This is a genomic window from Dactylosporangium roseum (assembly GCF_025264685.1).
GTDB lineage: Bacteria > Actinomycetota > Actinomycetes > Mycobacteriales > Micromonosporaceae > Dactylosporangium > Dactylosporangium roseum.
The window spans coordinates 7,412,331-7,432,375 of the sequence record NZ_CP073721.1 but is presented as its reverse complement, the minus strand read 5'-3'; the positions used below and the strand labels follow the sequence as shown (position 1 = coordinate 7,432,375).

Here is a 20,045-nt window from a genome sequence, read left to right as displayed (position 1 = left end):
ATGTGGACTCAGGCGCTCGTGTCCCTGCTGGATCTGTCAACCAGACTCAGGTGGGATAGCCTGGGCGCATGAGACCCGCCGCACTCGAGTGGTCTGTGGAAAACTGCACCATCGGCCGGGCGATGGCGATCCTCGGTGAGCGCTGGACGGTTGTGGTCCTGCGGGAGGTCTTCAACGGCATCTTCCGGTTCGACGATATGCGCGAGCGGACCGGCATCCCCCGCCAGGTGCTGACCAACCGGCTCGGCATGCTGGTGCGAAACGGCGTGCTGCGCCGTGTTCCGTATCGGGAGCCCGGCGCGCGGGCGCGCGACGAGTATCGGCTCACCGAGAAGGGCTTCGACCTCTACCCGCTGCTGGTCGCGGTCCGCGAGTGGGGCGACCGCTATCTTGCCGACCCGGGTGGCCCGCCCTTGGCGACCGTCCACCACGACTGCGGCGCCGAGGTCCACGCCGTCCTGGTCTGCGAGGCCGGCCACACCGAGATCCCTCCGCGCGACGTGCGCCCACAGCCCGGCCCGGGCGCCCGCCGCCGCGCGGTGCCGACCCCGTGAGCGCGACTCCATCATGGGAAAGATGTGGCTGCCCCGATAGCCAGATCTTTCCCATGATGGAGTCGTGCGGCCCGACGACGGATCGCGCCGGCAGGCACGCCTCCGCGGTGGCGCCTGTCACGTTCCGTGCAGCGGAACTCCTCGCTCGGCCGCCTCCGCGAGCTGCCGATCCACGAGATGAAGATCGACCGGTCGTTCGTCCAGCGGATCGCGGTCGACCACCGGGACCGGGCCGTGGTCCGCTCGGCGGTCCAGCTCGGCCACGCACTCGACCTGATGGTCGTCGCCGAAGGCGTCGAGGACGAGCACACCCTGAGCCACCTGCGGCGGGAGGGCTGCGACCTGCTCCAGGGCTAACACATCTCCAAGCCGCTGCCGGCGGACGATTTCGCGGAATGGCTGGCCGCCCGTGTGCCGATGCTGGGCGGCGCATAACGTTCGGGCATGTGCACCGTGCTCCTCCGGTTCAACCCCGGCAGTCCGTGGCCCGTCCTCCTCGCCGCGGTCCGCGACGAATACCTGGCCCGCCCCTGGGAGCCGCCCGCCGAACACTGGCCGGGCCGGTTCGGCGGCCGCGACAGCACCGGCGGCGGCACGTGGCTCGCCGTCGACCCCGCCCGCCCGGGTGTCAACGCCGTGCTCAACGGCTTCCCGCCGCTGCCCTCGCAGGGTGACCGCCCGACCCGCGGGGCGCTGCCCCTGGGCACTGTTCCGGACGACGAGGTGTTGCGCACGTTCGATGCGTTTCATCTGGTACGGGCGGAGCCCACCGAGGTCGAGGTGATCTCGTGGAACGGCGGGTCGATCGAGCGGCGGCTCCTGGAGCCCGGCGACCACGTCATCGTCAACCAGGGCATCGACGTCAACGACTTCGCGCCGCTGCGCCTGGCCGCGACCCCGAACCCGAAGCCCGGCCCGGCCACCGCCGATGCCTGGGGCGACTGGGTGGGCCTGCTGGCCGGCGGCGAGTTCACCGGTGCCGCCGAACGCCCGATCCTGGTCCGCCGGGAGGTCGACGGCCTGGAATACGGCTCGGGCTCGGCCGCCCTGATCGCCATCGGCGAGCCCGGCGTCCGCTACGACTTCACCGCCAACCCGGGCCCGTCAGCGGTCTGGCGGGAGATCCCACTCCCCGGCAGCCTGTAGCGAGGCGTTCCACAGGCGCTCGGCGCGGGACGGGCTCGTCGACCTCGCGGTGGCCGCGAACGGCTGCCGCAGGAAGTAGTAGCCGCCCGGCACCAGCGCCGACTCGGGGGCCGTCGCCAGCCAGGTAAGGGTGTCGGCGGCCCGCGCCGGGGACGTGAACAGCACGGGGACGAGCTTGCCCAGCATGAACAGCGGGCTCGTCGACGCGAAGCGGCTGCGCACCAGGCCGGGGAAGAAGGCCAGCGGCAGCACGCCCGAGCCGGTCCAGCGCCGGGCCGCCTCCAGCGTGAACAGGATGTTGGCCTGCTTGGACGAGCCGTAGGCGAGCCACCGGCTGCGGTGCAGGAGCCGCTTGCGCATCGGGGCGTCGACGTCGAGCACGCCCCACGCCTCGGCCAGCGAGGCGGTCGTGATCAGGCGGGACGGCGGGCCGCTCGTGCGGCGCATGCGGTCGAGCAGCAGGTGGGCCAGGAGGAAGCCGGCCAAGTGGTTGACCTGCATGGCCCGGTCGTGGCCGTGCCCGGTGACCCCGCCGAACAGCCCGCCGGCATTGTTGACCAGCACGTCGACGCGGTCGCAGGAGTCGCGGATCCGGACCGCGGCCGCCCGGACCTGGGCCAGGTCGGCGAAGTCCGCCCGGATCGCGATCGGCCGGTGGCGGCCCGCGGCTCGTACGACCTCGGCGGCAACGGCCAGGCGGGACTCGTCGCGGCCCAGAAGGATCAGCCGGTCACCGTGCGCGGCCAACTGCTTCGCGCCGGCGAGGCCGATGCCCGCGCTGGCCCCGGTCACCACCACCGTTCGGGTCACGGTTTGTCGCGGACGTGAAGGACGGCGGTCATGACCAGCCAGACCGACACCGCCACCAGGGCGGCGCGCTCCATGAGGCCGGTGAACAGCCCCCGGCCCAGCAGCGCGATGCCGGCCGCGGAGAGGACCAGCGGCGGGTAGGCGACCAGGATGCCGAACCGCCCGGCGCGGCGCAGCGCGGTGGCGTCGGGCTGGGCGGCGTAGAGGAGCATGACCAGCGCCAACAGCAGCAGGGCGCCGATCGCTCCGGCGGCGTGGACGAGGTCGCTTGCCGTCGGCGCCTCGTACGGCGGAAGCGGGCAGCCGGGGCTGCACGTCACCAGCCCGGACAGGCCCGCGAGCGGCGCCGCGGCGGCCAGTGCCAGGCCGCCCAGCCCGGACACCGCCGCCATGGGGGCCGGCACGAGACCGCCGATCCGGACGGGGAAGGTCAGCGTGTGCCGCGCCGGCACCGCCAGCAGCGCCAGCGACGCCGCCAGGAGCAGCATGCTGGCCCGGTAGAGCCCGGCGTGCGGAGCGCCCGCGACGCCGGACTCGCTGACGTACCGGAAGGGGGCCGATCCGGCGACGGAGCCGGCGAGCCCGACGGCGCCCAGGCAGGCGGCCGCGGTGGCCAGGCCCGCACACCAGCGCCGGAGATCAAGCACCACTCAAGATTAGTGACAGCCTGGCCGATCCGTAGAACGGCTATATGCCCACCTGGCACCTTCCGGTAGGAGTGAGATGTTTCGATGGTGTGGCGGGACGCGAAATGGCAACTCTCGATGCCTTGAGGTCTTCTACCTATCCCGCCGACGCCCTACCGTCACTGTATGGATCTGGAGCTGCGGCATCTGAGGGTCGTCTGTGCGATCGCCGACGCCGGCAGCGTCACCAAGGCGGCGTCGGTCCTCGGGCTCGCGCAGCCGGCGCTGACGGCGCAGTTGCAGCGCATCGAGCGGGCGCTCGGTGGCGTGCTGTTCGAGCGTGACCGGCGCGGCGCGCGGGCGACCGCGCTCGGCGAGCTGGTGCTGGCCCGGGCCAGGGTGCTGCTGCCCGCGGTGAAGGGCCTGCAGGACGAGGCGACGCGGCTGGCCAGCACGGCAGGGACGGCGGGACGCTATCGGATCGGTGCGGTCAACGGCCCGATCCTCGGCGGGCTCGTCCACCGCCTCACCACCAACCACCCGGACGCGCACGTGAGCACCCACGCGTCGTGGTCGGCGGCGGAGCTCGGCGACATGGTACTGGCCGGCAAGCTGGACTTCGTGCTGGTGGGCGCCTGCGGCGACGCGCCGCCCGTGATCACCGGCCTGGCCTGGCGGGTCGTCGCCGCCGACCCGGTGTTCCTGCTGCTGCCCGAGGACCACGTGCTCGCCGACCGTGACGAGGTGGACCTGGCGGAGCTCGCCGACGCGCAGTGGGTCGCCGCGCCGGGCGACGGCTGCTTCTCGGCCTGCCACGCGGCGGCGTGCGCCCGGGCGGGGTTCACGCCCAAGGTGCTGTTCGAGACCGAGGTGCGGGGCGCGATCGACCTGATCGAGTCGGGCGACGCCGTCGGCCTGTGCCAGGCGACGCTGCGCCCGATGGCCGGCCTGGTGACGGCGCCCATCGTGGGTGCGCCGCTGCACTGGCGGCAGATGATCGGCTGGCTCCCCGACGGCCCGGCGGCCGACGTCGCCGGGCAGGTCTGGGCCTATGCGATCGAGGCGTACGCGGACGCGGTGCGCAGGAACGACCGCTACTCGGCCTGGCTGGGCCGCCACCCGGACCACCGCACCCTGGCCCGGTAGCCCCACCCCCACCCCCACATGCGTTGATCTTGCAGTTGTGGTGCCGGGACACTCCCACGATGTCCGGGTTTGGTGGGCACCACAACTGCAAGATCAACGCATGTGGGGGTGGGCGGGGGTTACCCTCCAGCCGTGGAGGACACCACTACCGGCGACTCGCGGGTGGAGCTCGTCCAGGCCGCCGCGCGGCGGTGGCGGTCACAGCTCATCGACCTGGGCGGGCGCAACACGCTGCTCTACTACCGCGACCTCAAGGCCGGCACCCTCGACCTCTCGGGGGCCGAGCGGGTCGCGGTCGAGGCGCTGCTCGGCGGGCGCGCCATGCCGCTCGGCCAGCTCTTCCCGTCCCCGGACCAGCATTCCGCCGCGGTCAAGCGGGCCCGCACGATCCGGAACAAGGCCCGGGAGCTCGCCGAGGAGCGGGGCATCGAGACCTGTTTCGCGGCCATCGGCAGCGCCACCTGGAGCGTCCCGGCCGGAGGAGGTGCCGCGCCGGCCGCGCCCGTGTTGCTGCGCTCCGCCGTGCTGCGCGCCCGAGGCGCCGCCGAGGACGACTTCGACGTCACGCTCGCCGGCGATCTCGAACTCAACCCCACACTGCTGCAGCGGCTCGAAGAGGACTTCGGGGTCCGGGTCGACGCCGACGAGCTCGAGGAACTGGTCAGTTACACCGCGGGGTTCGACCCGCAGCCGCTCTACGAGCGGCTCGTCAAGGAGGCCTCGGGCCGGGTCCGCGGTTTTGCGGTCAGCCCGCGCTTCGTGCTCGGCACGTTCTCCTACGCGAAGCTGCCGATGGTCACCGACCTGCGGGTCGCCGCGCCGGTGCTCGTCGGCCACGACGTCATCGCCGCGATCGCTGGCGACCGCGTGGCCCAGGCGGCGCTGCGCCCGGTGACCGGCATCGAGCCGCGCGATCCCGACCTGATCCCGCCGGAGGACGAGTTCCTGGTCCTCGACGCCGACTCGTCCCAGAACTTCGCCATCAACGCCGTGCTGGCCGGGCAGCACAGTGTCATCAAGGGGCCGCCCGGCACCGGCAAGAGCCAGACCATCGCCAACCTCATCGCGTCGCTCGTCGCGCGGGGCAAGCGGGTGCTCTTCGTCGCCGAGAAGCGGGCCGCGATCACCGCCGTCACCGACCGGCTCAACCGGCGTGGCCTGGGCAATCTCGTGATGGACGTGCACGACGGCACGACCTCGCGGCGCAAGGTCGCCGCCGACCTCAAGGCCGCCTTCGACTCCGCCGCCCGCATCGCTCAGCCGGACCTCGGCGCGCTGCACGAGACGCTCACCGCCCGCCGGGCCACGCTCAACGACCACGACGACGCGCTGCACCGCGCCCGCGAGCCGTGGGGCATCAGCGCGTACCAGTGCCAGAACACCCTGATGGCGCTCTCCTCCGTGGTGTGGCCGATGACCGCGGTCCGGCTGCGCGGGCACGTCCTCACCGCGCTCGACGGGACGACCGCGCGGCGGGTCCGCGAGCAGTTGCGCGACTACGCGACGCTCGGCGGGTTCACGCTGAGCGGGCAGGAGTCCGGCTGGATCGGCGCCGAGGTGCGCACGCCGCAGGACGCGGAGACGGCGTTCGACCTGGCCGAGCGGCTCGCCGAGCAGACGTTGCCCGCGGCGCGCCCGGCGCTGCGGTACGTGCGGGACGGCACCGGCCTGCACGCGCCCGCCGACCTCGCCGGCTGGCGGCAGCGCTTCGCCTTCCTCGACGCGGTCGCGGCGACCTTCGCCCAGTTCCGCGAGGACGTGTTCCGCTCCGACCTGCCACCGCACATCGCGTCGGTCGCCGACCGGGCATGGCGGCGCGAGCACGCCGGCCGGCCCGGCACCGACGCCGGCTGGCTCACCCGGCGCCGCTTGCGCAAGCAGGCGGCGGCGCTCTGGCGCGGCCCCGGCACGCCGAGCCGGCAGCAGCTCTTCGCCGGGCTCTCGGCCGCGCTCGCCCAGCGGGAGCAGTGGTCCCGGCTGGCCGCCGACGGCGGGCCGGGGCCGCGCCTGCCCGCCGAGCTCGGCCGCGCCCGGGCCGTCTTCGACCAGTTGGACGAGGCCGTCGCGCGGCTCTCGACGTACGTGCCTCGCGTCTCCCTCCCGTCGATGGACCTCGACCGGCTGGGCCGCGTGGTGGCCGGACTCGCCGGCGACGAGCGCACACTGCGGCGCGTGCCCCGGCTCAACGAGCTGGGCGCCGCGTTCACGGCGCTCGGCCTCGACCCGCTGGTGGCCGACCTGCGGAGCCGCCACCCCGACGCCGACCTCACTGGCGCGGTCTTCGACGCCTGCTGGAACGCCTCGATCCTCCAGCACCTCAACTTCACCGACCCGCGCATCGGCGCCTTCGACGGGCCGCTGCACACGCGGACCGTCGTCGAGTTTCGCGACGCCGACCGGCGGCACATCGACGCGACCGCGACCCGCGTCCTGCGCGCCGTCGCCGAGCACATCACGCGCACCCGCGACGAACACCCGGACGAGAGCCGCCTCGTCGAGCACCAGGCCAACCTCAAGCGCCGCCACCTGCCGATCCGCCAGTTGTTCGCCGCCGCGCCGCACATGCTCACCGCGCTGCGGCCGTGCTGGGCGATGAGCCCGCTCGTCGTCTCGCAGTTGCTGCCGGCCCAGGCCGAACTCTTCGACGTGGTCGTGTTCGACGAGGCCAGCCAGGTGACCCCGGCCGACGCGGTGCCTGCCCTGCTGCGGGCGCGCCAGGTCGTAGTCGCCGGTGACGAGCACCAGTTGCCGCCCACGTCGTTCTTCACCGCGGCGGAGGAGGGCACGGCCGCCGACCCGCTCGGGGTCAACGCCGACGGCTCCATCGACCTGTCCCTGACGTCCGGCTTCGAGTCGATCCTCGACGTGCTGACCGCGCTGCTGCCGGCGTACCTGCTGCGCTGGCACTACCGCAGCCAGGACGACCGGCTGATCGGGTTCTCCAACGCGTACATCTACGACCGTTCACTCGTCACCTTCCCCGGCATCGCCGGCACCGGCTCGCTCCAGCACGTCCACGTCGACGGGTTCAGCGACGGCGAGAGCGTCGACGCCGAGGTCCAGCGGGTCGTGGAGCTGGTGCTACAGCACGCGGAACTGCGGCCCAACGAGTCCCTCGGCGTCATCACCATGGGCATCACCCACGCCGAGCGGATCGACCTGGCGCTGCGCAAGGCGCTGTCCGCCCGATCCGAGCTGCACACGTTCTTCAGCGAGACCGCCGGTGAGCCGTTCTTCGTCAAGAACCTCGAGCGGGTCCAGGGAGACGAGCGCGACGCGGTGATCCTGTCGATCGGCTACGGCAAGAACTCGGCCGGCCGGCTGCTCTACCGCTTCGGGCCGCTGCTGCTGCCCGGCGGCGAGCGGCGGCTCAACGTGGCCGTCACCCGGGCGCGGCGGCGCATGACGCTGGTCAGCTCGTTCACCGCGGCCGACATGGACCCGGCCCGCAGCACCGCCGACGGTGTGCGGCTGCTCCGCTCGTACCTCGAGTACGCGGAGTCCGGCGGCACCTCGCTCGGGTCGGCGGCCGTGGACCGGCCGGCGCTGAACGCGTTCGAGCAGGACGTGCGGGAGCGGCTCACCGCGGCCGGCGTCCCGGTGACCCCGCAGTTCGGCGTGGCCGGGTACTTCATCGACTTCGCCTGCGCGCACCCCCGGCGCCCCGAGGAGATGGTGCTGGCGATCGAGGCCGACGGCGCGACGTACCACTCCTCCTCCACCGCCCGTGACCGGGACCGCCTGCGGCAGGAACAGTTGGAGCGGCTCGGCTGGCGGTTCCACCGGATCTGGTCGACGGACTGGTTCGCCGACCCGGTGGCGGAGACCGCACGGGCGCGGGCGGCGTTCGACGAGGCGGTGGCCGTCGCCGACGCGAAGCGCACCGACGAGCCGACCGTGGTGCTGCGGCCGCCGGTCGAGGAGGCGCCGCCGGCGGACGACACCCGTGCGCTGCCCCGGCCGGTGTTCGCGCCGGGCCGGCCGATCGGGGAGTACCCGCACGCGCTGCTCGTCGACCTGATCCGCTGGATCGAGTCGGACACCCTGCTGCGCACCGAGGAACAGGTCGTCGAGGAGGCCCGCAAGGAACTCGGCTTCAAGCGCGGCGGCACACGGATCAACGCGGCCCTGGCGGCCGCACTGCCGGACGCCAGGACCCCGACCCCGCCCCCCGACTAGCCCCCTTTTCGCCGCGTCGATCTTGCAGTTGTGGTGCCCCCCAAACCCGGACATCGTGGGAGTGTCCCGGCACCACAACTGCAAGATCGACGCGGGGGGGGGGGGGGGGGGGGGGGGGGGGGGGGGGGGGGGGACCGAAGCGCACATCGTCCTGATCGCCACGGCGAGCGAAAGCCCGGCCCAGCGCGGTGCCTCGGCGTCGCCACCGCCCGCCTCGCCGAGCGGCTGCGGTCCTTCGGCGGCGCCGAGAACCCGGGCCGCGGGACGTTGCTGCGCGTCGCACCGGCCACGACCTGCGTCGACGTCAGCACCGTCGGGGAGGCGGTGCCCGCCGCGCTGGCGCTGGCCCGGCCCGGCGACGTCGTCCTGCTGCTGTACGAGAAGATCGAGCCCGTGCTCTCCCTGCGGGATGCCCTCGGCGCGGTTGCCGTCGACGAGCGCGCACGTCCCGTGGAGCCGGTCGGGATGCTGGTGTGACTGATGTGAATCTGGGCATCACAGAGTTGTGGACCGGTATCGGCTGATCGAAGTGTTGGGCACTGGCGGCATGTCGGTGGTGTGGCGCGCCTACGACGAGGTGCTGGAGCGCGCCGTCGCCGTCAAGCTGCTCGCGCCGAAACTGCTCGCCGACCCGGATTCCCGGCGGCGAATCCAGACCGAGGCGCGGGCGGCGGCGCTGCTCAGCCATCCGCACATCGCGACCGTCCACGACTTCGGCCACACGCCCGACGGCGCGCCGTTCGTGGTCATGGAACTGGTCACCGGCCGCTCGCTCGAGGACCGCCTCGCCACCGGCGCGCTGTCCGCGGCCGAGGCGATGCGACTGGGCGCCCAGCTCGCCTCGGCGCTCGCCGCCGTCCATGCCCGCGGGCTGGTCCACCGCGACGTCAAGCCGGCCAACGTCATGCTCACCGAGGGTGGGGCCAAGCTCGTCGACTTCGGTATCTCCGCGGTGGCCGGCGACACCACCGATCAGCACGACGAGCTGCTCGGCACGCCCGCCTACCTGGCGCCCGAACGCCTGCGCGGGCTCCCGACGGCCGCCGCCACCGACGTGTACGCGCTGGGCCTGGTCCTCTACAAGATGCTGACCGGCAGGCTGCCGTGGGCGGGCGACACGACCACCGAGGTCCTGAACGCGCACAACAAGGTGCGGCCCGCGCCCCTGCCGCCGGAGGTCAGCCTGCCCCGGCCCGTAGCGTCCGCCATTCTCCGCTGCCTCGCGAAGTGGCCCGAGAACCGGCCCACGGCCGCCGAGATGGCCTCCGTGCTGCAGCGGTCGGCGCCGACCCGCCCGATCCTGGCGCTCCACCGGCACCCGGCCCTGACCCGCAGCCGGCTGGTCGCCGCCGGCGCGGTCGCGCTGGCACTGGGCGGCGCCGGAAGCTGCGCCGCCTGGAACCCGGCGTCGGCCGACAGCGATCCGAACCTGGTCGCGGCCGCCGCCACCCCCGACACCACGGAGACGGCCGCGCCGTCGCCCGGCATCGACTGCCTCGTCCGGTACACCGTGCAAAGCGAGAGCAAGGGTGCCTTCGCCGCCGATCTCAGCCTGACCAACACCGGAGCCGCCGACGTCCAGGGCTGGGCGCTGACGTTCCAGCTAGCCGACGGCCAGACGGTCGGCTCGGTCGGCCCGGGTAGCTGGCAGCAGGAGGGCACCACGGTGCGGGTCATCGGTACCTCCGCGATCGCACCCGGCGCCGAGCAGCGGTTCTCCGTCACCGGCTCCTACCGCGTCCCGCAGGCCCTGCCGACCGGCTTCGCGCTCAACGACACCGGCTGCCAGCAGGTCCTCATCGCCGCGGCCACGGTGATCACCCGGGTGGCCACACCGGGTGGTTCCTCGGGTGGTTCTTCGAGCAGCTCATCGAAGGGTTCGTCGGGCGGCTCCTCCGGCAAGAGCCCGAAGAAGCCCAAGGAAAAGGACAAGGACGACGATGACTGAATCCTTTTCGTAGGGTGATCTTCAGTTTGTAGGTTATGGCGTGCAACCTTCCCGGCTGGTACACAAGTCCTGATCCTCGTGGCGTCCGGCCCTCTGGCGGGCCGATTGCCCATAGGGTGTCGGGGTCGGAAGGTAGGAGGCGCCGTGCGGTTCGAGGTCAGCCGGGTCATGGACACGATCGAGCAGCGGCTGACGACTGACGTCACGCTCGCGCAGGCCGTGGTGGACCTGGCGGAGGTCGCCAGGTTCATGGCCCTCGACGGGGGTCGGCCGATCAACCTGCTGCGTCTGGGCATGGCGATCGACGCGCTGAGTCGCTACCTGATCGACGCGGGCGTCATGCTCTATCCGGTGGTGGGCCGCGAGGTGCTCTCCGAGTCGGCGCTGACGTCGAAGGAGCGCATGGTCCTGGGCCGCTGGGCCGACGACGGCCTGATCGAGGTCACGCCGGTGGTGGCCGACCGACCCGTCGAGATCGCCGACTTCACCGGGCTTCCCCTGATCGTGGTCCGGGACGTGCCGCAGTACGCCACACGGTTCCCCTGGCTCGCCGACAGCCCCGAGCGGATCCTCCGGCTGATCCCGCGGGCCGGCGGCGCGGTGCTCAACCCCGCCGGTGAGCCCGTCCCGCCCAAGGACGGCAAGGAACGCCTGGTGGTCATGGGCAAGGCGACACTGCCGATCATCCCGGTCGACCCGCCCTCGGCGGACGCCTCCGCTGACGAGTCACCGGCCCCTTCCCCGTCGTCGTCGTCCGCGGCGGATGCCGATGGCTCCCCGCCGGCTCCCGCGGCTGCGGCGGCCGCGGACGGCAAGGCCGGGCCGCAGTCGTTCAAGGCTCGCGGCTCCCAGCGCTTCGGCCGCACGCGGGTGGTGCGCCGCCGCTTCACCAGGGCCGAGCCGAGCGGCGTCGGTGCCGCGCTGATGGCCCGCGAGTGGCAGTGCGGCGAGCCCGACTGCCCCGCGTTCGGCCGGTTCCGCAAGATCGGCCAGCCGGTGCCGAGGATGCGTGCCGGCGTTCCCGCCTGCCCTCGTCACGGCCAGCCGCTCAAGGACGTGGGCCCCCGCCCGCGGGCCTTCGCGGTGGCGGTGGTGGTGGAGGACCTGGCGCGACGCCGGTTCGTGGTGAGCTCCGAGCACCCGGTGGTGGTCGGCCGCGAGCCCGCCGGTCCCGAGGACGTCTCCGTGGGCTCCTGGCTGCACGAGGCCGCCGCGGCGTGGATCGCCAAGGAGCACGTGAAGCTGGCGGTGGACGGCGACCGCCTGGTGGTGACCGACACCAGCGACAACGGCACGGTCATCTGGAAGCGCTCGGCTCCCGACATCAAGGAGGAGACCGAACGGTTGTATCGCAAGTCGTACAAACTGGATGGATGGGACTCGGTTGAGCTGTACACGGGCGTCGAGTTGGTGATCGGCGACCACCGTCTCCAGACCGTGGTCGGCTCCGAGCCGGCGTCGGTCCTGCTGGACGCCCCGACGGTAGCGCTCCGCCTGGTCGACTAGCGCCTCCCCTTGCTGGGTCGATCTTGCAGTTGTGGTGCCGGGACACTCCCTGAATGCCTGGTTTGTCAGGCACCACAACTGCAAGATCGACGCGCGACAAGCTGTGCGTCGGGAGCCGATGTCAGGCGGACAACGCCAGCGCGAACGGGAGGACGGCCGCGGCGCCGGACTGGCAAAGCAGGCGGGCGACGATCGCCATGGTCCAGCCGCTGTCGACCAGGTCGTCGACCAGCAGGACCGGGCCGGTCAGCGTGGGCAGGCGGGACGCGAGCGACGGAGGGACGGTGAAGGCGGCGTGCAGGGCGCGGACGCGCTGGGCGCTGTTCGTGCGCGACGCCCCGTCCGCCGAGGCGCTCGGGGTGACCGTGCCGAGGAGCGGTAGGCGGCCGACCTCGGCGATCCGCTCGCCCAGCGACTCGACCAGCCGTGGGGTGCTGTGCGAGCCGACCACCACGACACCGGCCGGGCGCTCGGGCCAGCGGTCCTCGCCCTTCGCCCACTCGGCCAGGGTGGCGACGACGCCCGCGAAGACGTCGTCGGGGACCGGGCCGTCGGGGGAGGCCAGCAGGCGCCGGAGCTTGTCGCCCCAGCCCAGGTCGCTGAGCCGGCCGATCGCGCGGCCCGGCAGGGCCTGCTCGCCGGCCGGGATCTTGCCCGACAACGGCACACCGACGGCGGACAGGCCCGTCGGCCACATGCGACGCGGAGCGATCTCGACGCCGGCCCGGCCCAGGTGTGCCCGGGCGCCGGCGAGCGCGTCACCCGACACCTCGGTCGAATACCAGGCCCCGGCGCAGTTGTCGCAGCGCCCGCACGGTGCCGCCGCCGGGTCGTCGAGCAGCGAGCGCAGGTATTCCATCCGGCACGAGGTCAGCGCCGCATACTGCCGCATCGACTCCTGCTCCGCCGCCCGGGCCTCGGAGATCCGCGCGTAGCGCGCCGTGTCGTGCTCCCACACGAAGCCGGTCGACTCCCAGCCGCCGCGCACCCGCCGGACCGCGCCGTCGACGTCGAGGACCTTCAGCATCAGCTCCAGCCGGTTGCGGCGCAACTCGACCCGGGGCTCCAGGGCGGCCGTGGACAGCGGGCGGTCGGCGGCGGCGAGCACGTCGAGGACGGCGCGCACCTGCTCCTCCGGCGGGAAGGCCAGCGACGCGAAGTATCGCCAGATGGCGGCGTCCTCGGTGCCGGGCAGCAGGAGCACGTCGGCCTTGCGCACGGCCCGGCCCGCGCGGCCCACCTGCTGGTAATACGCGATTGGGGAGGACGGGGCACCCAGGTGCACCACAAAACCGAGGTCGGGCTTGTCGAAGCCCATGCCGAGCGCCGACGTGGCGACGAGCGCCTTGATCCGGTTGTCGAGGAGATCGGCCTCGGCGGCGCGGCGGTCGCTGTCCTCGGACTGGCCCGTGTAGGCCGCCACCTCGTAGCCCTGGCCGCGCAGGTAGGCGGCCGCCTCATGCGCGCCGGCGACGGTCAGCGTGTAGATGATCCCGGAGCCCGGCAGGTCCCGCAGGTGGTCGGCGAGCCAGGCGAGCCGGTGCGCGGCCGAGGGCAGCGTGAGCGAGCCCAGCCGCAGGGACTCGCGGTCGAGGGAGCCGCGCAGCACCAGGGCGTCGCCGAGTTGCTCGGCCACGTCCTCCGTGACCCGGGCGTTGGCGGTCGCGGTGGTCGCGAGCACGGGCGTGCCGGGGGCCAGGTCGAGCAGCAGGGTGCGCAGCCGCCGGTAGTCGGGGCGGAAGTCGTGACCCCAGTCGGAGACGCAGTGCGCCTCGTCGACGACCAGCAGGCCGGTGGTGGCGGCGAGCTTGGGCAGGACGTTGTCGCGGAAGTCGGGGTTGTTGAGCCGCTCGGGACTCACGAGCAGCACGTCGACGGCGCCGGCCGTGATCTCCGCGGTGATCTCGTCCCACTCCTCCAGATTGGCGGAGTTGATCGTGCGAGCGGTGATGCCGGCCCGCGCCGCGGCGTCGACCTGGTTGCGCATCAGGGCGAGCAGCGGCGACACGATCACGGTCGGGCCGGCGCCGCGGGCGCGCAGCAGCGCGGTCGCCACGAAGTAGACCGCGGACTTGCCCCAGCCGGTGCGCTGCACGCAGAGCACCCGGCGGCCCCGGCCGACCAGGGCCTCGATGGCGACCCACTGGTCCTCCCGCAACTCGGCGGAAGGACCAGCGAGCTTCTTCAGAACAACAGACGCTTCCTGACGCACACCCAGAAGCTAGCAACCGGGTATGACATCAGGGCGTGAACCGCACCGCCTTGCCCGTGGCCAGTGACGCTTGGTTGTAGGAGAACTGCGCAGCGTCGGTGCCGGTCGCGTTCTCCACACCCACCGTCGCCCCGCCACCCTGCTCGATCGCGTTGTCCAGGCTGGCGTAGTACATCGTGATCGTCCCGTCGGGCGCGAACGCCACCGAGAACGAGATGCGGTTGTGCACGCCGTTGCCGTAGATGTACGGGTTGCGCCACTCGATCACCACCGAGCCGTCGACGGTCGCCATGCGCACCGAGGCCGACGAGTCGACCACGAGGTCGTCCCAGAACGGGTAGACGGTGGCGTTCGGCACGGCGGGGGACGGCAGGGCCGAGTGTTCGACGTACGTCGTGCCCGGGTTGACGAACGACACCTTGCCGTTCGTGTCGATCCACGCGGTGGTGTACGTCTGGCCGTACACCTTCACCGGCACCGGCAGCGTGACCTGCAAGATGTTGTCGTCACCGGTCAGCGGCAGCACCGTCTCCGCGGCCACGAACGGCGCGGTCAGGGTCGACACCGCGTAGGAGCCGGGCGGTGGTGGGGGTGGCGCGGCGGGCACGGTCAGGTTGACCGTCTTCGAGGACGAACTCAGCGTGACCGAGGTCGACGCGGACTGTCCGTTGTAGGACGCCGTGACGGTGTATGTGCCGTACAGCACGTCACTGAACGAGTAGCCGCCGGAGCCGCCGGTGATGGCCGAGAGACCGCCGGGGGAGACGGTGACCGAGGCACCGGAGACCGCGCCGCCGCCTTCCACCGTGACGGTCCCGGAGATCGTTCCGGTGGACGGCGGGGGCGGCGGGTCCGAGCCGCCGCCCGGCGCGGTGAAGACCACCGCACGGCCCGACTGCAGCTTCGGCGTGTTCACCGAATACGCGAGGGCGACCGTACCGTCGGCGTTCTCGACGCCGATCGTGGCCGAGCTGCCCTTCTCGAAGTCGTTGTCCAGGCTCGCGTAGTTGGTGACCACGTCGCCCTTCTCCGAGAGGATCGCCTCGAAGGTGACGCGCCGGCTGGTGTTGCCGTAGATGTAGGGGTTGCGCCACTCGATGACGAACTGCCGGTTCGGGGCCGTGCCCACGGTGGTGGTTCTGATCGACGCGTTGCCGTCGACGACGAGGTCGTCGTGGAACGCGTAGACCGTCGCGTTCGGCAGCGCCGGGTCGGGCAGCGTGGAGTTCAGCCACATGGCGGTGCCGTTCGGGTTGACGAAGCTGACCAGGCCGTTCGTGTCGACCCAGGCGGTCGTGTAGTGCTGCCCGTACAACGTGATCGGGAACGGCAGGGTGATCTGCTGCACGCCCTCGTCCCCGGTGAGGGGCAGGACCGTCGTGTCGGCGTCGACGAACGTCCGCGGCTGCGTGGTGCACACGTAGCCGAAGGAGTCCGAGCACGTCCCGCCGCCGGTTGCCGTGTAGGTGGCGGTGTAGGTCGTGTTGCTCACCGGGGCCGTGATCACCTGCGTCGCCGCGCCCCCGTTGCTCCAGGAGCCGAAGGCGTACGAGGTGCCGTTGAGCGTCTGCGGGCTGGGCGCGGACACGGTCTGCGTCGACTTCTGGATGACCGTCTGGGTGAACGGCGTGACCCCGGTGACCGAGCCGACCGTGACGTTGAGCCCGGACGGAACCGAGTTGAACGTCATGTTCACCGTCTTCGGGTCGACCCGCCGCGTGACGGTCGTGCTCAGACCGCTGCTGTCGGTGGCCGTCAACCGGAGTTCGACGTAGGACGGGTACTCGTGGTCGGGCCCGATGAACGAGCCCGAGGCCCCGCCCAGGTCGGTGATGTAGTGCTGGTGGCAGTTGTCCGGTGCGGCGCAGTGCTGCAGGATCAACTGCCAGTGCAGGTTGGCCGCCGGGATGGTGCCGTCCTGCGCGTCGGTGGCGTGGCCGGTGAAGGTGACCGTGTCGTTGGTCGCCCACGTGGCGCCCGCGGCGGGCGTGTCGATCACCGGGACCGGTGCGCTGGTGCCCACCATGATCTGCAGTGTCTTGGTGTCCGACAGCCCGCCGGCGTCGGTCACCCGCAGCTTGGCGGTATAAGTGCCGGCCGTGGTGTACGTGAACGAGGCCGACGGACCGACCGCGTCCCACGTGCCGTCGTTGGTGAAGTCCCACTGGTAGGTCAGGACGTCACCGGCGTTGGGGTCGCTCGTGCCGGCCGAGTTGAACTGCACGGCCAGCGGCGGCGCGCCCGAGGTCTTGTCCGCGCCGATCACGGCCGCCGGCGGCTGGTTGCCGGCGTTGTAGTTGATCCGCCGTACCGTGCCGCCGTCGATGTCGACGTAGTACAGGTCACCGCCGGGGCCGATCTCCAGGTCGACCGGGCCGGCCGCGCCCGGCGCGAACGTCTGGATCTTCGCCGGATCGGGCGTGCCGTTGGTCGTCTTCATCGCGTAGATGCAGTTGCGCGCGTAGTCGGCCCAGAAGAGCGCGCCCTGATACTGCGCGGGGTAGCTGCCGCCGGACGTCGGGTAGAAGGCCACGCCGGTCGGGCTGGAACCGCCCGTCGGGCAGCCGTCGTTGTCGTTGACCTGCTGGTGGTGCCCGTACGTGTAGACGGGGCCCGTCGACGTGTTGTTGCTGTACAGCGACTGGCACAGCGCGAGGCCGGCGTCACGGTATCCGGTCTGGGGGTTGTTGCCCTCGTAGCAGGGCCAGCCGAAGTTCGTCACCGGCGTGGCGAGCGGGTTGGGGAGCCGGTTGATCTCCTCCCACGTCCGCCAGCCGACGTCGCCGATCCAGATCTCGTTCGTGCCCGGCTTGAACGTCCAGCGGTACGGGTTGCGCAGGCCGTACGCCACGATGCGGCGTGCGTTCGGGTCCGTGCTGGCGTTGTACATCGGGTTGTCGGTCTTCGCCGCGCCCGTGTTCGGGTCGATGCGGATCATCGTGCCGCTCAGCGCGGTCGGGTCGCCCGTGGTGCGCAGGTCCTGCGAGCGCAGCGCGCCGCCCTCGGCCGTCGGCGGGCTGAGCGCCGCGCCGATGCCGCCCGGCGGGTCACCGCACGGGTTGACCGGGTTGCCCTGCTGGCCCCAGTCGGTGAAGACCGGGCTGGCGCCGTCACCGCCGCTGACGTACAGCGCGCCGTCCGGGCCGAACCCGACGTCGCCGATCGAGTGGGTCTCGAACTGCTGGCACCAGTCGTTGATGAGCACCTGCTCGGTGCCCGTCCAGGTGTCACCGTTGGCGGTGAGCTTCGACAGCCGGCCGCTGACGATGCAACCGGTGCCGGGGGTCGGGCAGCCGTCGCCGATGTCGAGGCCGCCGCCGATCGGCTGGGTCCAGGTGTACGTCACGTAGACCGACGGGTTCGACGGGAAGTTCGGCGGCACCGCCAGGCCGAGCAGGCCCTTGTCCTCGTTGTTGTGGACCCGGCTGGAGAGGTCGGCGAAGAGCGTCGGCGTCGGGTCCGAGAGGCTGTCGAACACCTTGATGGTGCCGCCCTTCTCCGCCACGAACACGCGACCGTTCGGTGCGAAGACCAGCTTGGTCGGGTGGTCCAGCCCGGAAAGCACGACCTGTTCCGAGAAACCGCTCGGCAGCGCTGTCACCGCCGTGGCGGCCTCCGGCGAGGTGAATGCGACGGTGGCCGGCACGCCCAGTGCGAGCGCAAGACCCATTGCCAAACGGGAGCGGCGGAAACGCCTCATCGACAGCACTCCTGGGGGCGGATGCGCAGGGAACAGTCAAGTAGAAGCCCAGCGTCCGCTTCATGCTGTCGGCTAGCCGACGTTCACACCTCCGCCGTTAGGACACAAACAATCTTATGAGCCGCCGTAATTGGGCCGGCCATAGCCGACAATCGGTGCATAGTCGAGCAGCCGCATCGAGATCCGTTCACCCGTTCGTGGCGCCTCGATGACCCGTCCGGCACCGATGTACAACCCCACGTGGCTGACGTCCTTGTAGTAGAAGACGAGATCGCCGGGGCGCAGTTCCGCGCGCCGGATCGGGGTGACCGTCTTCTGCTGCCGGGCGGCGTTGTGGGGCAGTACGACTCCGGCGGCTTTCCAGGCGGCCATGGTCAGACCCGAGCAGTCGAACGAATTCGGTCCGTCCGCCCCCCATTGGTAGACCTTGCCGAGCTGGGCATACGCGAATTGGACGGCCCGGCCCGCCGGATCGTCGGTGAAAACCGGGCGATAACCGTCGTTCAGGGCGCCGTGCGGTGCCTTGATCCGTCCGTTCAGCAGCCTTTTCACCTGCGACTCGATCGTCGCTTTCCGCGTGCCGAGCTCCTGCTGCTGCGCGCGTTGTCGTTCGCGCAGCGTCTGCAGTTCGGCCCGCTGCACCCCGAGATCGCGCTCGGCGAGTTTCAGCGCTTTCAGCGCACCGGTGCGGCGGTGTTCCAGGTGGTTGAGCGTGGCGAGCTGGTCCATCAGCGTCTCGGGGGAGTCCGCGCCGATGAGCACGGCCGTGCCGCCGACGGCGCCGCTGCGGTACAGCGTCGCGGCGATCTCGTCGGCGGCCCGCTGCGCGGCCCCCACCTGGGCCTGCAACGGGCCCGTCCGGGCGTTGACCCGCTCGAGCTGCGCGTCGGTGGCCCGTAGGTCGTCCCGGACGGCGTTGTACCGTTCGATGACGCCTTCGAGCTCCTGCCAGGCGTTGGCGAGCAACCGTTGCCGGTCCGCGGCCGGGTCGGCGTGTCCGGCGCCCGGCGCTCCCAGGAGAATGAATCCTGCGGCGACGAGCGTGGCGGCGCTGCGCAAGGTATGGCGTAACCCCACGTGTCACCAACGCCACAAATAGGACAAAAGTTATCGAAAGTCCCTCGGTAGAGGTGGTTCCCATGTCCTTCACGTCCGAATACACGGTCAACGGCATGACCTGTGGCCATTGCGTCAGCGCCGTGACAGAGGAGCTGACCCGGCTTCCGGGGGTTCATGAGGTACTGGTCGAGCTGCCCACCGGCGCCGTCACGGTGGTGAGCGACGGGCCGCTGCCGCTCGACGAGGTGCGCACGGCCGTCGACGAGGCGGGGTATGAACTCGTCGTCGTTTAAGGCCCCACTGATCGCCGTGGCCGTCGTCGGCGCGCTCCTGCTGGGCTTCGTGATCGCCCGTACGACGGCGCCGTCGGCCTCGTCGGGCACCGGGCCGTCCGGACCCGCGGCCGCCACCGCGATCCCGTCCCACTCCCACGGCGGCGCCGTCGCCGGCGACCTCGCCGGACTGTCGCTCAGTGCGAGCGGCTTCACGCTCGTGCCGAGCACCACGTCGTTCGCCGCCGGAGCTCAGCGGCAGTTCTCGTTCCGGGTCATGGGACCGGACGGCAAGCCGGTGACGCGGTTCGTGCTCAATCACGAGAAGCTGATGCACTTCATCGTGGTGCGGCACGACCTGACCGGCTTCCAGCACCTGCACCCGGAGGCGGCCCCGGACGGCACCTGGACCGTTCCGCTGACGCTGCCGTCGCCGGGGATCTTCCGGTTGTACGCCGACTTCGTCACCTTCGACCCGGCCGGCCAGCAATTGCCGCTGACCCTGGCGGTCGACGCGACGGTGGCGGGCGACTACGTCCCGGTCGCGCTGCCGCCCGCGGCCCGGACCGCGGAGGTGGGCGGCTTCACGGTCGCCATGGAGGGCACACCGCGGGTCAACGCCACCCAGCCGCTCTCGTTCCGGGTCCTCGCGGGCGGCTCGCCGGTCACCGACCTGGAGCGCTACCTGGGAGCCTACGGTCACCTGGTCGTCATCCGCGAGGGGGACCAGGGGTATTTGCACGTGCATCCGGAGGACCGGCTCGTGGGCGGGGCGGTGAAGTTCTGGCTGTCCGCGCCGAGCCCGGGGCGCTACCGGATGTACTTCGAGTTCCAGAGGTCCGGCGCCGTCCATCGGGCCGAGTTCACGGTCGACGTCACGTCCTGAG

At 71.9% G+C, this 20,045-nt stretch carries 15 protein-coding genes; 10 read left to right on the top strand and 5 right to left on the bottom strand.

What is annotated here, in order from left to right:
- Nucleotides 1–68 precede the first annotated feature (68 nt).
- The 3 genes from Drose_RS34915 to Drose_RS34905 all read left to right on the top strand — a co-directional run bounded on the left by Drose_RS34915 (nucleotide 69) and on the right by Drose_RS34905 (nucleotide 1,700).
- On the top strand, nucleotides 69–554 hold the full coding sequence (locus tag Drose_RS34915) for a winged helix-turn-helix transcriptional regulator (RefSeq protein WP_260725468.1): 486 nt from the start codon (nucleotides 69–71) through the stop codon (nucleotides 552–554).
- A 126-nt stretch (nucleotides 555–680) separates the two neighbouring features.
- A complete protein-coding gene (locus Drose_RS34910; protein WP_260725467.1) occupies nucleotides 681–911 on the top strand; it encodes an EAL domain-containing protein in 231 nt (76 codons plus the stop codon).
- Between the two features lie 87 nt (nucleotides 912–998).
- On the top strand, nucleotides 999–1,700 hold the full coding sequence (locus tag Drose_RS34905; RefSeq protein ID WP_260725466.1) for an NRDE family protein: 702 nt from the start codon (nucleotides 999–1,001) through the stop codon (nucleotides 1,698–1,700).
- On the opposite strand, the gene Drose_RS34900 is transcribed toward Drose_RS34905, so the two are convergent.
- Nucleotides 1,659–2,510, bottom strand: coding sequence for an SDR family NAD(P)-dependent oxidoreductase (locus Drose_RS34900; protein WP_260725465.1), 852 nt, complete (start codon nucleotides 2,508–2,510; stop codon nucleotides 1,659–1,661). The genes Drose_RS34905 and Drose_RS34900 overlap by 42 nt on opposite strands.
- A complete protein-coding gene (locus Drose_RS34895) occupies nucleotides 2,507–3,157 on the bottom strand; it encodes a DUF998 domain-containing protein (protein ID WP_260725464.1) in 651 nt (216 codons plus the stop codon). The genes Drose_RS34900 and Drose_RS34895 overlap by 4 nt, the downstream gene beginning before the upstream one ends.
- Nucleotides 3,158–3,322: 165 nt before the next feature.
- On the opposite strand from Drose_RS34895, the gene Drose_RS34890 reads away from it, so the two are divergent.
- The 5 genes from Drose_RS34890 (at nucleotide 3,323) to Drose_RS34870 (ending at nucleotide 11,915) form a co-directional block, all read left to right on the top strand.
- A complete protein-coding gene (locus tag Drose_RS34890; RefSeq protein ID WP_260725463.1) occupies nucleotides 3,323–4,282 on the top strand; it encodes a LysR family transcriptional regulator in 960 nt (319 codons plus the stop codon).
- 132 nt (nucleotides 4,283–4,414) lie between these two features.
- Nucleotides 4,415–8,461: an AAA domain-containing protein gene (locus Drose_RS34885; RefSeq protein ID WP_260725462.1), complete on the top strand. Its 4,047-nt coding sequence runs from the start codon at nucleotides 4,415–4,417 to the stop codon at nucleotides 8,459–8,461.
- Between the two features lie 267 nt (nucleotides 8,462–8,728).
- Nucleotides 8,729–8,938 (top strand): hypothetical protein, encoded by a 210-nt coding sequence (locus tag Drose_RS34880; protein ID WP_260725461.1) that lies wholly within the window; start codon nucleotides 8,729–8,731, stop codon nucleotides 8,936–8,938.
- A gap of 70 nt (nucleotides 8,939–9,008) precedes the next feature.
- The gene (locus Drose_RS34875) at nucleotides 9,009–10,409 is read left to right on the top strand and encodes a serine/threonine-protein kinase (protein ID WP_260725460.1); all 1,401 of its coding nucleotides are present in this window, start codon (nucleotides 9,009–9,011) and stop codon (nucleotides 10,407–10,409) included.
- Nucleotides 10,410–10,553: 144 nt separating this feature from the next.
- Nucleotides 10,554–11,915 (top strand): hypothetical protein, encoded by a 1,362-nt coding sequence (locus Drose_RS34870; RefSeq protein WP_260725459.1) that lies wholly within the window; start codon nucleotides 10,554–10,556, stop codon nucleotides 11,913–11,915.
- A gap of 121 nt (nucleotides 11,916–12,036) precedes the next feature.
- Here the strand turns inward: Drose_RS34870 and Drose_RS34865 are convergent, their stop codons facing one another.
- The 3 genes from Drose_RS34865 to Drose_RS34855 form a co-directional block, all read right to left on the bottom strand.
- Nucleotides 12,037–14,133 carry a RecQ family ATP-dependent DNA helicase gene (locus Drose_RS34865; RefSeq protein WP_260729925.1) on the bottom strand — a complete coding sequence of 699 codons (2,097 nt, stop codon included), beginning with the start codon at nucleotides 14,131–14,133 and terminating at the stop codon, nucleotides 12,037–12,039.
- Nucleotides 14,134–14,155: 22 nt separating this feature from the next.
- Entirely contained in the window at nucleotides 14,156–17,797 is a 3,642-nt protein-coding gene (locus Drose_RS34860; RefSeq protein ID WP_260725458.1) for a PQQ-dependent sugar dehydrogenase, read from the bottom strand.
- A gap of 144 nt (nucleotides 17,798–17,941) precedes the next feature.
- Nucleotides 17,942–18,904, bottom strand: a complete 963-nt coding sequence (locus tag Drose_RS34855) for a C40 family peptidase (RefSeq protein ID WP_260725457.1) — start codon at nucleotides 18,902–18,904, stop codon at nucleotides 17,942–17,944.
- Nucleotides 18,905–18,966: 62 nt separating this feature from the next.
- On the opposite strand from Drose_RS34855, the gene Drose_RS34850 reads away from it, so the two are divergent.
- Together Drose_RS34850 and Drose_RS34845 are read left to right on the top strand one after the other, a co-directional pair.
- Nucleotides 18,967–19,179, top strand: coding sequence for a heavy-metal-associated domain-containing protein (locus Drose_RS34850; protein ID WP_260725456.1), 213 nt, complete (start codon nucleotides 18,967–18,969; stop codon nucleotides 19,177–19,179).
- Nucleotides 19,160–20,044, top strand: a complete 885-nt coding sequence (locus Drose_RS34845; RefSeq protein ID WP_260725455.1) for a hypothetical protein — start codon at nucleotides 19,160–19,162, stop codon at nucleotides 20,042–20,044. The genes Drose_RS34850 and Drose_RS34845 overlap by 20 nt, the downstream gene beginning before the upstream one ends.
- The last annotated feature ends 1 nt before the right edge of the window (nucleotide 20,045 follow it).